Here is a 12,429-nt window from a genome sequence, read left to right on the forward strand (position 1 = left end):
GCAGTAGTGTTGCCCACCAGAAAGGTGCTCCGATCCTCCAGCCCGACAGTGTCTCGACAACACCAATCGTGCCAGGTCAGAGCACCTTTCCCATGCCTTGAGTCACCTCACCCACGAAGAATCGAGGTTGACGTTATCGATGGACGGTCCGGGGCGCTCGATCGGTTCCTGGACTTTCTTGATGACACAAGCGTCGTTGACCCACCCGATACCACAGTGGGTGTGGCAATCTACCGGGACGAACTGGCCGTACTTCAGCGGTTCCCCGACGCCGTGGAAGCAGGCATAGAGGGCAACTGGGACGGAATCGCTGTGGCCGCCACAGCGCTGCTGAGGCGGATGGACGAGAACGAGACGAGCGAGAGGCCTCATCACCCCGCATGACTGCGCATAGATACTCATTCCACGTTGGGCTGACACTGGTCGCTGCCGTGCTGATCGGCTCGCTGTCGGGATGCTCTTCCAGTCCTGGCCCAGAGCTATCAGGTGGTGCGAACGCATCAACCTCCCAGGCGGAGGCTGCTGAAGCGTTCGGGGCGGCGCGCGAGTCGACCGGTACTCCGTCGGCCGACGTGGGTGGGGAGTGCGCCGAATTGTCCACGACCGTGAGCGACGCGAGTCTCCAAGTTGTCGATGCCTTCTCCCTGGTCGATCGCAATCCCGACCTGGCAGTCGAAGAACTCCGTGAACGGCCGTCCATGAACGAGCCGGAGCGCTGCGATGAGGTCTTCGATGCCTGCTGCGCCGCGGCGGTAGGCGCGGGTCTTGAGGCGGAGGGACAGGTCGGAGTCGACGAGGCAGCCCTCGATCTGGAACCGGTGTGGTGGGCGTTTCGCGCTGGCGCGTCCGCCGCGGCCGAGGGGGAGCCATGGGGTGCCGTCGGGTCGGTTGCCGAGCCAGTCGCGTAGGTCGGCAAGTCTGCTGCGGACGTTGGTGGTTTCGACGCCGGCCATGGCTGCGATCTGGGACGGCGACGTCGGCGGTGTCAGCCATCAGGCGGCAGAGGCGGACGGCGGCGTCGACTTCCTCCTGTCGCAGGTGCACTGCTTCGACGTCAACGCCTGTACCGGGCACGGTGAGGTGCCCGTCGCGGATCACCAGTTGCGTCCCGACGGGCTTGCCGTCGGGCGCTCCGATCAGGAGGACCGCCGGGCAGTTGCGTCCGGGGTCATGTTCCAGGACTTCGACGAGTTCCGAGAGTTCGTCGGCGTGGGCAGCTTCGGCGACGACGGCGTGGTACCACTCGATGTCTTCGCTGGTGACGTCGTTCTCGTAGGCGTCCCGCAGTTCGCTGGGGGAATCGCGCCAGGGCGGAGGCATCGTCAACTCGGGGCCTGCCGACGATGCGCGCCGTGGCCGCGACAGGAATCAGGTCTTCCGGGACCGGCGGGATCATACGGCCGGGGCGACGGAAGGCCGCCTGCCGCTTGCGTCCGCGGAGCACGACCGCGCCCAGACCGGCCGCGAGGATCCCTGCGCCGGAGGCGATTCCGGGCAGCAGCCACGGCGCCAGCGTCGCGGCTCCGTCGGATTGTCCGTCGTCCGCGGCGTTCGGGGAGCCGGTTTTCGCGCCTGGTTCTGGACCGGCCGCCGCGCGAGGCCCGAAGGGTCGTGGCTCCGGGAGCTCCGCGTCGGGAGCTGCTGCACCGGCAGGACCAGGAACCGAGCCACGCGATGGCTCGGTAACCGCGCCAGGTGCATCCCCGCTGGTCGACGATTGATCTGGACGTTCCTTCGGCTCGACCTCCGAAGCGTCATCGACCGACTCCGTTGCGCTATCCGTGGTGGCGGGAGGGTGATTGGCGACGGGCTCGGCGGCGTCGGGCAGGGTGAGGATCCAGCCGGGTTCGATGTGGTCGGGATCGGTGAGCCGGTGCCTCGACGATGTCGGGGTGGCGGCCCGGGGCGCCGTCGTGGTCGTCGGCGACCTCGTTGAGCGTGTCGCCGCGCTTCACCGTGTACGACGACGCGCCGTCGGTCCCAGGACGGTCGCCCCGGCCACCGGGCCGGGCGGGCTCGTCGGCCACGGAGATCGGCAGGAGGATCGTCGCACCGGCATGGAGCAGGAGCCGCATGACGCGGGCAACCGTATCTGCCCACATCAGAACCGCGCCAGCAGGTCTGGCGCCAAGGGCTTGTCTCACCGCTGCCGTGCCTGCTGAACCAGGAACCACGTCGGATCCCGCTAGGTTATGCGCCATGTCAGACCCCTTCGCCCAGGCTGCCGGCATCGCGAGCGAACACCTCGACCCCCGGTCCGCGGCCAAGTGGCTCGACCTGCTTCGCCCGGCGGCCGCGCTCGACGAGGTAGGCCATCGTGAAGTCGTTGTCGCCCGCCTCGGCGGGCAACCGGGCCTGCGGGCGGGGACGCCCTGGCCCGAGTGGGGTGGTGTCGGGCCGCTGTCCTTCGTCGGTGAGCTGGACCTTGCAGCGCTCTCGGCCGCAGGCCACGATCCCGGCATCCCGCTGCCAGGCGCTGGTCGGCTGGCGTTCTTCGTCCTGGACGACCCGGACAACTACGGCTTCGCCGACCTGGCCCACCTGGACAGCTTCCGCGTCCTGCACCTGCCCGACGACGGCCTTCCCGTCCCCGCACCCGACGGCACCCAGACCTACGCCGAGCGGGAACTGACCAGCCGGCCCACCCTCACCGCGCCAGACAGCTTCCACCCCGTACTACCGGCCACGTTCGGCATCGACATCGATGCCGACTACCCGGCGTGGCTCGACCACCCCGCGAACGGCGCGGACCTCTTCGACGCCATGGAACGGCTACGCGGGCACCTGCCTCGCCACCAGGTCGGCGGGTGGGCCATCGCAATCCAAGGGCCGGTCGAACTCGAAGCCGCCCACGCCGAGGCCCGACGTCGACGCGCTGCGGAGCGGGACCTCGTCGGCTCACGGCAACCCGACGAGATCGAGATGGCCGCGGAGACCGACCGATGGGTACTGCTGTTCCAGGTCGACTCCGACGACCACGTCATGTGGGGCGACGCCGGCACCCTGTACTGGCTCGCCCGCCCCGAAGACCTCGCCCGAGGCGACCTCAGCAACATCCGCTTCGTCATGCAGTGCTGCTGAGACCGTTCTCTTGCTTCGTTCGGACCCGCCCGGGTTCTCGGTTACCGATACCAGAGCCATAGGTCGCGCCACCAGCACGTGCCGCGGTATGTATCGCCGACGATCCGGCTGCTCCGTCTACACCGAAGGTGACCTTGGGCGTCGCCGAAGGCCCGGTCGAATTCCTCGGCGGTGCCACTCGTCCGACTCCGGGTCGAAGCACGAAGACGCTGCGTCACACCCGGGATGCTGGAGGTAGGCGATCCAGCGCGGCGGGGTCAGGTGTAACCGTCCTCCAGCCGGTCGATCACGGCCTGGATGGCGTGGATATCGGGACAGATCTCGGTCGTCGGCCACGGAAGCGGCTCCTCGCGTCGGCTCCACGTGGGATGGGCCAGCGCGAACCTCCCGGAGGTCAGACGCAACAGAACCTCGTCGGCGGCCGCGAACCGCGCCAGGACGTCGAACGGTTCGCCGTGGAGTACGTGTCCGCCGGCGATCTCGCTTCTGAGTTCGTCTCGCAGGACCACGAGGTGTTCGACGTCGTCGGGCTCACCGGTCGGCAGGATCCACCAGACGTTACGGTCAAGCCTCGGCCAGGGCGCCGGGTGCAACGACTCCCACAGCAGCGGGTTCATGCCCATCAGATGGCCGGCCTGCGCGATCAGCCGCCGCGTCTCATCGTCGACGACCACATCGAATTCGTACAGCTGCGTGCACAAGGTGTCGAGCGCGAGACCAGGTTCGCCATGCTCGATGAGGTGGAAGACGTCCTCACACCAGTCTGTGGTCAGCCCCGCGGCCACCCGTTCGACGGCGGCCCGGAGCGCGAACTCGATCACCGCGACAGTATGCAGGTTCGGCCGAGTCGTCCGGGCATGGAGCCTCGGGCGGGTTGTCACGGCGCCTTCTCCTGGTCCTCCTCGGCGGCGAGCGTTTCCATCGCGTCCCAGAACCATTCCTGGAGCGCCCAGAACTCTCGCTCCTGCCCGCTGACCGGCACGACGATCAGGGTCGCGTCGGCGATAGAGAGGCCGAACCCGTCGCGCATCGTGAGGACCGCGTCTCTGAGCGTCCACCCCGCCGCGATCAGCGACCGGGCGGCGACCACGCGAACGTCTGCCATGAAGGTGTCGATGCAGTTCTTCACGGTCTCCCAGTCGCGCGATGTTGTCGTCGCGGTGGTGAAGCACGAGCCCGCGGCCCAACCCTGGCCGGTCCGCGTGATGCGGACGATGCCGGACTCCTCGTACCCGTCAGGACTGTGCTCGAAGTCGTGTCCGGGCTCGGAGCCGTCACCGGCCCAGGCGGTCAGCTCGTGGGCGAGCGCGGCGACCTCGAACTGCGGCTCGTCGAACAGGACCACGTCGCCGTCGCGGATCTCAAGATCCGCCTCGACGTAGAGCAGGAGTTCGGCCCGTGTGATCCGCCCGCCCGTCGCGTGGAAGGCCCGCAGGTTCGTGAGGTTCGGCCCACCGAGACGAAACCATCCGTCGGGGCCGTCGACGTTGGGTGTCCCGGTCATGGCGTCCTCACGGGCGTGAGAATAGCGCTGCCTGGGCTGGCTCCAGCGTGGAAGACTCCGCTCAGCACAACGAAGCAAAGCGGAAGAGGGCCTGGACGACGCCGTGGTGCGCCCTCAACTGCTCGGTCTGGGCGTCTGGGTCGCGGGCCTTCTCCCGGCTCCGCGTCCGACATGAAGAAGGGATGAGGTGTGAAGGAGCGGACTGCTCTCCAGGAGGCGATCCACGACATGCGCTGGCCCGGACGTCGCAGGTCCTGGCGGGCCTGCTGGGGTTGCGCATTCCGGAACCGGACGAGGCGTGGGCGTGGCTCACCGAGGCGTGGGAACGTGACGCTCCAGGCGCGATCCCGGTGCACTGGTCAGTGCGCGGCCTGCCTGACGAGCGTTGGGTGAGGTTCCACAGCCTGCCGGAGTCGAAGCGGTATGCCGACTCCGAGGAGGAATATCAGATCCTGCTCGGACGCCACCATCAGATCCTGGCGGAACTCCGCGCAGATGACGAAAGCACCATCGTTGCCGTCCGCAGGGAGTGGTTCGACGGCGGGAGGTTCAGCGCTCCGAAGAGGTTCCGCAGGATCGCTGCCACGTGGTCGCTCTGGCGGACCTTCGCCGACGATGACCCGGATGTGCACGGCACCCCGTGGTACGCCTTCGCCCGCTGGGTTCCTCCGACACCCGCCGCGCTGGACCCGCTACTGCGCCGTGTGGCCGATGACATCGACCTCACGCTTTTCACGAACGCGACCGTCGACTGGATCTACGCCCCGTACGACGGCGGCGCCGACGTCATCGCCCGAACCACCGAGCACCGCGATGCCCTGAAAGCCCGGTACTCGGACTGGTTGTCCCCGCACCCGTCGGGGATGTGACCTCATGGTGACGCTCGACGACCTCGACCCGCCCCGCTGGCCCGACCCACCGTCGGACGCCACCGGGCTGATGCGACGCGTGCACGCCGCACGCCGGCGCCCTCTGGTCGAACTCACATCCGAAGACCTACGGGTCCTCGCAGCACAGCAGGTGGCGCTCATGCGGGTGCTCCCCCTTGCCGCGCACCTGTTGATCGAGGACCCGTTCGTGAGCGGTGACTTCTACCCCGGCGACCTGCTGCTCGCCGCCATCAAAGCACCCGACCACGCCTGGGACCGCCTGAGCGACATGACCCTGGCGTCCCGCCTCGCCACGGTCCTCAGTGCTTTGCCCGAGACCGCGCTCGCCGACCTGCCAGGAGACGGACCGAACCTGGTCGCGAGGTTCACCGCCGTACACGGGTGAAATCGCGAGCGCACCGGTCGCGTCACTCGATCCGGTGCCAGACGTACTCGGGCTGCGGGTCCTCGAACGGCAGCCCTTCTCCTTCTACTCGTAGGTGGTCGCGGCGTGGAGCATCCGCGCGATGAGGTTCCAGGAGGGTGTCTCGGGTACGGGTTCGCCATTGCCCAGGTAGTAGCCGTCCAGGTCGCGGGTCCACGCGGCGAGTGCGTCGAGGTAGTCGGGCAGGGTCGCGTTCTCCCAGGCGTCGGGCGTCGTCGCGCTTGTGCTGGCAAGGTCGTCGATGAACGAAGCGAGTTCGTCGCGGGTGCGTGGTGAGTCCAGCAGCGGCGTTGCTGCTGGGTTCGGGTGCGGATGCCACGGTTGCGGTGGTGCCGGCTCCTTGCGCAGGTAGACCCATTCTTCTGCGGCCAGCAGCATCCGTTCCTCGGGAGGGACGACGGCGACGGCTTTCAGCCTGACCGCGACATCGTCGGGGAGGTCGGCGAGGACGTGGGTTTCCACGAGCGAGCAGTCTTCACGATCCGTGGCGTCGGGATCGTGGTCGTAGAGCATCCGGCCCTCGATCTTGGACTCGCTGAGGCGCATCGTCACGCCTCGCAGACCGGGTGTGACCGCATCCCACAGGGCCCGTTGGAGGGAGAGCAGGACCGTGGTCCGCGAGAAGCCAGGGCTCGACGACATGCTCGGATCATCGCAGGCCGCCGAGTCTGACCTGTACGCCGTGGGAGACTCCGGTGTGCGCTACGTGAAGGTGGAGTCGACCGGCGGCGGGTCGTGGACAGACCCGCGAGACTACCTGGATTGGCTCGCCGAGCATGCCGATGAGCTCCCGCCGGGTGCGCGAGCGTTCGCGACCCACCCCGAGCACTACGACTTCAGCCACCCGTGGTGCCCGCGCAGCGCGTCGTTCGACCGGATGTCCACACGGTTCACCGACGACGGCGTCGTGGTCACCCTGGTCCTGGCGGCGTACGGCGGCGCGCCGCCCGAGTTCGTCCTGCGATACGAGGGCGTGACGTCGGTGCATTCCGACAGCGAGCACGACGAGGGTCCACGCTCCAACCTGCTGGTCGACGAGATCCTGCCCGACGACGAGGGCGGTGTCCGTCACGAGCTGGCGTTCACCGGCGGCACCATCACCGTCGTCGCCAGTGACTTCACCGCAGGCTGGTCAGGCCCGGGATCGCCAGGAGATCCCCAGGACAGGCCCGAATGGTGGTCCTTCGACAATCCCGCCACGCTGGTGCATCTCCTGCGCCAGCGGCGCCGCATGTTCGTCTCGGACGACTCGTTCTCGACCCTCGCTGCGTTCGTGACCGGAGCGTTCTGGACGCTGCAGGCCGACCTCCCCGGATTCTCACGGTGGCTGACCGCCCGGCTGGGCGCCGCAGGTGAGCACATCATTTGGCAACATCACATCGTGTGTCACATCGCGGGCCCCGACCGCACCGGTACGCGGGCCGACGATCTGACCGCCGGCGAGAACGTGAAGGCATGTGCCCTGGCGCTCGATCTCCTTACGGAGTGGCTGGCCGAGCAGGGTTATGTGGCGGAGTGACATGGGAGCGTTCAACGGCCACGGTGCGCTGCCGTCCCACGGCCTCGATTCCACGACGCCGATCGCCGACGTCAGCGGGCGGCTGGCCGAGCAGGGGCGTCGTAATCGGGTGATGGATGTGCTCGAGGTCTTGGCGGCAGGCGATCGAGGTGTGCGCCAGGTCGGTGTGAAGACCTTCTACGCGTCGTTCTTCGAGTGGAGCGGCGGCATCGAGAACTGGGACTGGTGTGCTTGGCAGGTGTTCACGGCGGCCGAGGTCAGGCTGCTCACCGACGTCCAGAAGGTGCTGATGGTCCCGACGCTCCGACCTGCCGGGTCTCACCGTACGAGGCGCCGAGATCTTCGAGCAGATTGCCCAGGCCGTTGGCACGCCGGTCGTCGATGTACACGACGAACACGAGCGCTGGCAGGTCTACCGGACGGCCGTTCCTCGCGAAGATCTCCGCACGCTCATCCGGGAGACGATCAATGAGGGTGAGGATCGCGTGCGCCAGGTCGTGATCGAAACCCTCAAGTACGTGGACGAGGCCGAAGGACGAACCTGGGTCGACCTGATTCCCAGCGACCACGATCGAACGTTCGCGGAGCAGCGATTGCGCGAGTGGGCTCTCATCCGAGAGGTCACCGACCAGCCCCGAAGCATCGCCGAGGAGCTCCTTCAACTCACGCTCTGGTGCCAACGCCGCATCGTGGAACATGCGACGTCGAGCCTCGTGCTGTCCGACGTCGCCGCGAACGGTTCCTCCAAGCGAGTTCGCCACGCTGCTCGTGAGAAGCTGTTCGGCCGGTGGAAGGGATGGGCATGATGACGGACAGGAGCTGGACTCCGGTAGTCGACGCGGATGCTGCCTTGGCATGGCTGGACGGACAAGAGTGCCCGCTCACGGGCTACTGGGCTCCGGATGGCCTCGAGGACGCCACCTGGGTTCTCCACGCGATGTACGAGAACGACGAACTCCGCGGGCTTGGCACGCACGACGATGTCGAGAAGGGCGCGATAGCACGCGGACTGAGAGAGCCCGACGTCGTCGCCGGGATCGATCTGAGCGCCACGATGATCGACTCCGGGACGCCTCTGGGGTGGGTCGAACGGCCCGGCGTCGAGTGGATGCGACTGTACTGGCGAGATCACTTCGGGCCGTCGATGCACGAAAAGCTCGCTGCGCGACGCTTCCCGCCGAATGATCGCGCGCTGCGAGACGGTTCGTGGTCGGCGTCGATCTTCGCGCCGCCTGAAGGCTCGCTCGACGAGGTATCGCTTGCCGGGCTTCTCTCGACACTTGCGGCAGACGCCGACGCCGGCGGATCCGGTGAGGTCTTCGCCTTCTACGGTCAGGTTCCCGCGCACAACTACGACTCCCCGACGCTCTTCACCGGACGCCTGGACATGGTCAAGGACCTGTCCGTCCAGTTCGACGCGACGCCGTCGAACTTCTGGCCGGCGGACCGGTCGTGGTTCGTCATGACCGACTGGGACATCACCTCCACCTGCATCTGGGGAAGCAAAGCCCTGATCAACCGGCTACGAGCACACCCCGAGCTGGAGACCATGGAGTGGACTCGACGAACCGACGAATGAGGCGCTAGGAGGCGTCCACGCCAGCCCTCCGGGTCCGCCCAACAACTGATGTGGACGACGGTGCGAGAGGTCGCGCTCGACGCGCTCATCGGCCGGTGCGCCGCACGGAAGGGAGGGGGTCTGTCTGATAGACAGCTCTGTCGCACTTTCGGCTCTGTCGCACTTTCGGTGGTGTGACCTGCGGTGTGGTCGGTCCGGCCTGCCAGGATCGGGCGTGCTTGATGCGATGTTGCTGGTCAGGACGGTGTTCGCGGGCCTGGGATCGCTGGAGATCGAGGCCGTGGAAGACGTGGGCGAGGCGATCTGTGTGCGTGCTCGGACACGTGGCGTGGCGGTGGCGTGCAGCATGCCCTCGACATCGCCGGAAGCCTTCGCTCACGCCGGGTCGGCGACCGCATCACTGATCTCGCACGTCGACTGTCGGGCTACCGAGGATCTTCGTCGCCCGTAGACGACTTCCTCGCGCGCGCCCACGGCTATGTCGTCTTGTCCACCCGTCGGTAGAGTCGCCACGATGACGTGGGTCGAGCCGGAGAAGTGGTACGCGCAGCTGGCGAGCTTCCATGCGGCCGCAGCGCTCTTCGTGACCGACGACTCCGGACGCGTCCTGCTGGTCAAACCCACCTATCGGGACCACTGGGCGTTCCCTGGCGGCTATGTCGACCAGGGCGAGACCCCACACGCGGCCGCCGCCCGCGAACTGTTCGAAGAACTCGGCCTGTCGCTGACCATCGGCGACCTCTTGGTCGTCGACTGGGCTTCACCGGCAGGGCCGCGTCCCCGGGCTCTGGTCAACCTCGTGTTCGACGGCGGCCTGCTCACCGACGCAGGCCGCATCCGCATGGACTCCGACGAACTGGAGACCTTCGGGTTCCACGACCCTGAACACTGCAAGCGTCTACTCCCGATCCGCGTCGCACCGCGCATCGACGCCGCGCTCGATGCTCGGGCGAAGAACGTGACGGCCTACCTGAGCGATGGGGAGTCGGCCCAGACGAAGCGCTGACGGCCGAGCCAGCGAACACACTCGGCCGCGCAGTTCCGGAGCTGCCTGCTTTTCAGGTGCTCCGCCGCGAACTCCGGCGGAGCACCTCGGCATCCGGCCCGGCTCGAACGGGCAGCCACCCTCTCCAGGAACGGACACGCGACACCGGTACCCGCGCGCCTTGGGCAGTCTCGCGGCCACGCTACGCGATGGACTCCACGGCCCCAACCTCATTCGCGAAGAAGCCTGACTGCCGCCGTTGACACGCGCCGTCGATCAGACCCGCGAGGACGTCATTCGGCATCCAGAACTGCCCGTCGACGCGCACGAGCTTTCCGCCTGCTCGTGGTCGGGACTGGCTCTACCTCGGCTGCGTGAAGCACCGCCGCGAAATAGTGATCGGTGCGCGCCCCGAGGCACTCGTGAGCCGGGCTGGTCGGCACACCTCCCGGAGATGGCGGCCCGTCGTCACAGCTCCTGAGGCCTGTCGGCAGATGTGCGCTGGGCGGCCGTCCAGGCGTCGGGAGCGGCGTAGTGGTTGGTGTGTCCCGCAGCCAGGACGGTGCGCAGCGGGCTCAGGTGCTCGGTGTCGTTGGGTAGGCCCAGGCGGTCGAGAAGCGCGAGTGCCGGTCCCGGTTCGAGCTTGCCGAAGTAGTCGTGGTAGCTGCTCAGGATGCCGCGGAACACCGCCGGGCGCAGAGGTTCGATTGCCACGGCTCGGTCGTAGGTGGGCTGCTTGACCGGCCAGGGCACGGGGCCGGAGTGCTCGAGGACCCGGGCTGCACGGCGCAGGAAGGCGTCGTCGTCCGCAGCGGTTGGATCTGTGGCGAAGTCGTCGCCGAGTAGCGCCGGGAACGCGTGCTCCTGGGTATCGACGCATTCGAACCATTCGCACCACAGCTGGTAGGTGACGCACTCGGTGACGTGGAGCGCTTCCAGGCGTGCCCGCAGTGCGTCCCATAGCGACGGGGGTATGGGGCGCCCCTTGCCGGAGCAGTAGTGCATGTGGAGCTCGATCGCGGTCCACAGTTGGTCGAGCAGGTCCATCAGGCCGAACGCGACGTGGATCCTGGTGTCCTCGTCGAGGTCGTCGTCCTCGAAGATCCACGAGGAGCACTCCAGGGCGACGTCGTTCTTGGTGAGGGTGCGGTCGGGCTCGTCGTCGTGCCGCCAGGTGTCCGGACCGGTCTGCTGGATGCCGGCCTCCGCGAGCCACCGGCGAGCCCGCTCCCTGTCGGTCATGGTGTCTCGTCCATGTTCCATGGTGTCCTGTTCTCGTCACCTGACGAGTTTGTACGGTTGCGTGAAACGGACCCCGCTACGGCAGGTTGGGCGTTTGCCCGGTGGGACAGCGTCCCGTGCTCCGCCGGCCCCGCGCCCTGGCTGCCCGAGCGAGCAGGCCTGCGATCGCCGCGGAGGCGAGGAACGGCGTCGTGATCACGCCCACGATGCTCGCCGCGGCGAAGGCGAATTGTGACTGGCCCCACGGGAAGAGGCCGGCCTGCCGCACGACCTGGGGGTTCTCGGGCAGGTAGATCACGTCGATCTGATCGCCGTACCGTGGCACGCCGGTCCATCGAGTGATCGTTGCTTCCTCTGCGCCGACTCGTACCGTCAGCCGGTCTGGGCGGTTGCTCTCCCATTCCGATCCGAGGACAGTGACCTGGACGGCGAAGACCAGGATGGACGTCCATGCGCCCTGTTCCTGTGCTTCGCGCCTGATCCTGCGCCAGGCGGCCGGTACCCACGCCGGGCGGCGATCCCGCGGTTGTCGTGGGGCGTGGCTGGTCGATGTCTCCGGCTCCGCACGGGGCCGCCACGCAGGGTCACGAACCCGGCGCATGAGCAGGGCGAGGCCGGGCGGGACGACGAGGGCAACGAGCCCGAGCGCGATGATCTCGAAGAGCGCCGCTGCGGCGATGTCCGCGTCGACCACGGGTGCGTCCACAGCCATGACGCGGCCGGGGTTCGCCGGGTCATGGGTGATCTCCAGCGTGTCCCACACGTCGGTGCCGCGCGGCCAGTGGCTGAGGCGGATGAGCGCCGAGGGGTTGTCGTCCGGGCTGATCGTCATCGTCTGCGGCCCCCGCACACCGTGGATCGCGAGCACCTTCGCCGACGTCGTCACGCCGTGATCGTGGAGAATCACGATGGTGCGGACGTGCTCCACCGCCAACCACGTCGGAACCACGGCGAGTGCCAGCACCAGGAGCATCATCCCGATGAGACTCCTCGTGCGGCGATCACGGTTGTGCTCGGCGAATCGGTCGAACCAGGACCTCACGTCGCGGTCGTCGTCCGTGATGTCACTCATTGTGACGGCGAGCCTACCCTCGCCCCGGAGTCGTTCCGCCGCCGGCCGGAATCGGTGAGGCACCACGCACCGATGACCCTGTCTCTTATACACATCTGACGCTGCCGACGATAAGGCTCGTGTAGATCTCGGT

General features: G+C 67.7%; 14 protein-coding genes. 8 read left to right on the top strand and 6 right to left on the bottom strand.

What is annotated here, in order from left to right; genetic code table 11:
• The 3 genes from HGK34_RS22360 to HGK34_RS20980 all read left to right on the top strand — a co-directional run.
• The coding region (locus HGK34_RS22360; RefSeq protein ID WP_207193629.1) for a hypothetical protein at window positions 1–384 on the top strand (384 nt) is incomplete at its 5' end.
• 221 nt (window positions 385–605) lie between these two features.
• Window positions 606–908: a hypothetical protein gene (locus HGK34_RS20975; protein ID WP_201851136.1), complete on the top strand. Its 303-nt coding sequence runs from the start codon at window positions 606–608 to the stop codon at window positions 906–908.
• A gap of 1,291 nt (window positions 909–2,199) precedes the next feature.
• Window positions 2,200–3,081, top strand: a complete 882-nt coding sequence (locus tag HGK34_RS20980; RefSeq protein ID WP_201851139.1) for a YwqG family protein — start codon at window positions 2,200–2,202, stop codon at window positions 3,079–3,081.
• A gap of 257 nt (window positions 3,082–3,338) precedes the next feature.
• On the opposite strand, the gene HGK34_RS20985 is transcribed toward HGK34_RS20980, so the two are convergent.
• Together HGK34_RS20985 and HGK34_RS20990 are read right to left on the bottom strand one after the other, a co-directional pair.
• Complete coding sequence (locus tag HGK34_RS20985) at window positions 3,339–3,902, bottom strand: MafI family immunity protein (protein WP_201851141.1); 564 nt, start codon at window positions 3,900–3,902, stop codon at window positions 3,339–3,341.
• 56 nt (window positions 3,903–3,958) lie between these two features.
• On the bottom strand, window positions 3,959–4,585 hold the full coding sequence (locus tag HGK34_RS20990) for a DUF7878 domain-containing protein (protein WP_201851143.1): 627 nt from the start codon (window positions 4,583–4,585) through the stop codon (window positions 3,959–3,961).
• Window positions 4,586–4,767: 182 nt separating this feature from the next.
• On the opposite strand from HGK34_RS20990, the gene HGK34_RS20995 reads away from it, so the two are divergent.
• Together HGK34_RS20995 and HGK34_RS21000 are read left to right on the top strand one after the other, a co-directional pair.
• A complete protein-coding gene (locus HGK34_RS20995; RefSeq protein WP_201851145.1) occupies window positions 4,768–5,454 on the top strand; it encodes a DUF3885 domain-containing protein in 687 nt (228 codons plus the stop codon).
• Between the two features lie 4 nt (window positions 5,455–5,458).
• Window positions 5,459–5,860: a contact-dependent growth inhibition system immunity protein gene (locus HGK34_RS21000; protein ID WP_201851147.1), complete on the top strand. Its 402-nt coding sequence runs from the start codon at window positions 5,459–5,461 to the stop codon at window positions 5,858–5,860.
• 84 nt (window positions 5,861–5,944) lie between these two features.
• On the opposite strand, the gene HGK34_RS21005 is transcribed toward HGK34_RS21000, so the two are convergent.
• Entirely contained in the window at window positions 5,945–6,541 is a 597-nt protein-coding gene (locus tag HGK34_RS21005; RefSeq protein WP_201851149.1) for a DUF7660 family protein, read from the bottom strand.
• On the opposite strand from HGK34_RS21005, the gene HGK34_RS21010 reads away from it, so the two are divergent.
• A complete protein-coding gene (locus HGK34_RS21010) occupies window positions 6,540–7,418 on the top strand; it encodes a hypothetical protein (RefSeq protein WP_201851151.1) in 879 nt (292 codons plus the stop codon). The genes HGK34_RS21005 and HGK34_RS21010 overlap by 2 nt on opposite strands.
• 266 nt (window positions 7,419–7,684) lie before the next feature.
• On the opposite strand, the gene HGK34_RS21015 is transcribed toward HGK34_RS21010, so the two are convergent.
• Window positions 7,685–8,179, bottom strand: coding sequence for a hypothetical protein (locus HGK34_RS21015; RefSeq protein ID WP_201851153.1), 495 nt, complete (start codon window positions 8,177–8,179; stop codon window positions 7,685–7,687).
• A 44-nt stretch (window positions 8,180–8,223) separates the two neighbouring features.
• Between HGK34_RS21015 and HGK34_RS21020 the strand changes: the two genes are divergently transcribed.
• Window positions 8,224–8,997, top strand: coding sequence for a hypothetical protein (locus tag HGK34_RS21020; protein WP_201851154.1), 774 nt, complete (start codon window positions 8,224–8,226; stop codon window positions 8,995–8,997).
• A 514-nt stretch (window positions 8,998–9,511) separates the two neighbouring features.
• Window positions 9,512–10,003, top strand: a complete 492-nt coding sequence (locus HGK34_RS21025; protein WP_201851156.1) for an NUDIX domain-containing protein — start codon at window positions 9,512–9,514, stop codon at window positions 10,001–10,003.
• Between the two features lie 447 nt (window positions 10,004–10,450).
• On the opposite strand, the gene HGK34_RS21030 is transcribed toward HGK34_RS21025, so the two are convergent.
• Both HGK34_RS21030 and HGK34_RS21035 read right to left on the bottom strand, forming a co-directional pair.
• Window positions 10,451–11,224: a hypothetical protein gene (locus HGK34_RS21030; protein WP_201851158.1), complete on the bottom strand. Its 774-nt coding sequence runs from the start codon at window positions 11,222–11,224 to the stop codon at window positions 10,451–10,453.
• A 76-nt stretch (window positions 11,225–11,300) separates the two neighbouring features.
• The gene (locus tag HGK34_RS21035) at window positions 11,301–12,296 is read right to left on the bottom strand and encodes a hypothetical protein (protein WP_201851160.1); all 996 of its coding nucleotides are present in this window, start codon (window positions 12,294–12,296) and stop codon (window positions 11,301–11,303) included.
• Between the last annotated feature and the right edge of the window lie 133 nt (window positions 12,297–12,429).

The organism is Myceligenerans indicum, assembly GCF_016742955.1.
In the GTDB taxonomy this organism is placed as follows: Bacteria; Actinomycetota; Actinomycetes; order Actinomycetales; family Cellulomonadaceae; genus Myceligenerans; species Myceligenerans indicum.

Excerpts from the sequence above, each read along its gene's own strand:
- HGK34_RS20995 (WP_201851145.1), top strand. The coding sequence starts at position 4,768 with ATGAGGTGTGAAGGAGCGGACTGCTCTCCAGGAGGCGATCCACGACAT.
- HGK34_RS21030 (WP_201851158.1), bottom strand. The coding sequence starts at position 11,224 with ATGACCGACAGGGAGCGGGCTCGCCGGTGGCTCGCGGAGGCCGGCATC.
- HGK34_RS21010 (WP_201851151.1), top strand. The coding sequence starts at position 6,540 with ATGCTCGGATCATCGCAGGCCGCCGAGTCTGACCTGTACGCCGTGGGA.
- HGK34_RS20980 (WP_201851139.1), top strand. The coding sequence starts at position 2,200 with ATGTCAGACCCCTTCGCCCAGGCTGCCGGCATCGCGAGCGAACACCTC.
- HGK34_RS21025 (WP_201851156.1), top strand. The coding sequence starts at position 9,512 with ATGACGTGGGTCGAGCCGGAGAAGTGGTACGCGCAGCTGGCGAGCTTC.
- HGK34_RS21000 (WP_201851147.1), top strand. The coding sequence starts at position 5,459 with ATGGTGACGCTCGACGACCTCGACCCGCCCCGCTGGCCCGACCCACCG.
- HGK34_RS21005 (WP_201851149.1), bottom strand. The coding sequence starts at position 6,541 with ATGTCGTCGAGCCCTGGCTTCTCGCGGACCACGGTCCTGCTCTCCCTC.
- HGK34_RS21035 (WP_201851160.1), bottom strand. The coding sequence starts at position 12,296 with ATGAGTGACATCACGGACGACGACCGCGACGTGAGGTCCTGGTTCGAC.
- HGK34_RS20990 (WP_201851143.1), bottom strand. The coding sequence starts at position 4,585 with ATGACCGGGACACCCAACGTCGACGGCCCCGACGGATGGTTTCGTCTC.
- HGK34_RS21020 (WP_201851154.1), top strand. The coding sequence starts at position 8,224 with ATGACGGACAGGAGCTGGACTCCGGTAGTCGACGCGGATGCTGCCTTG.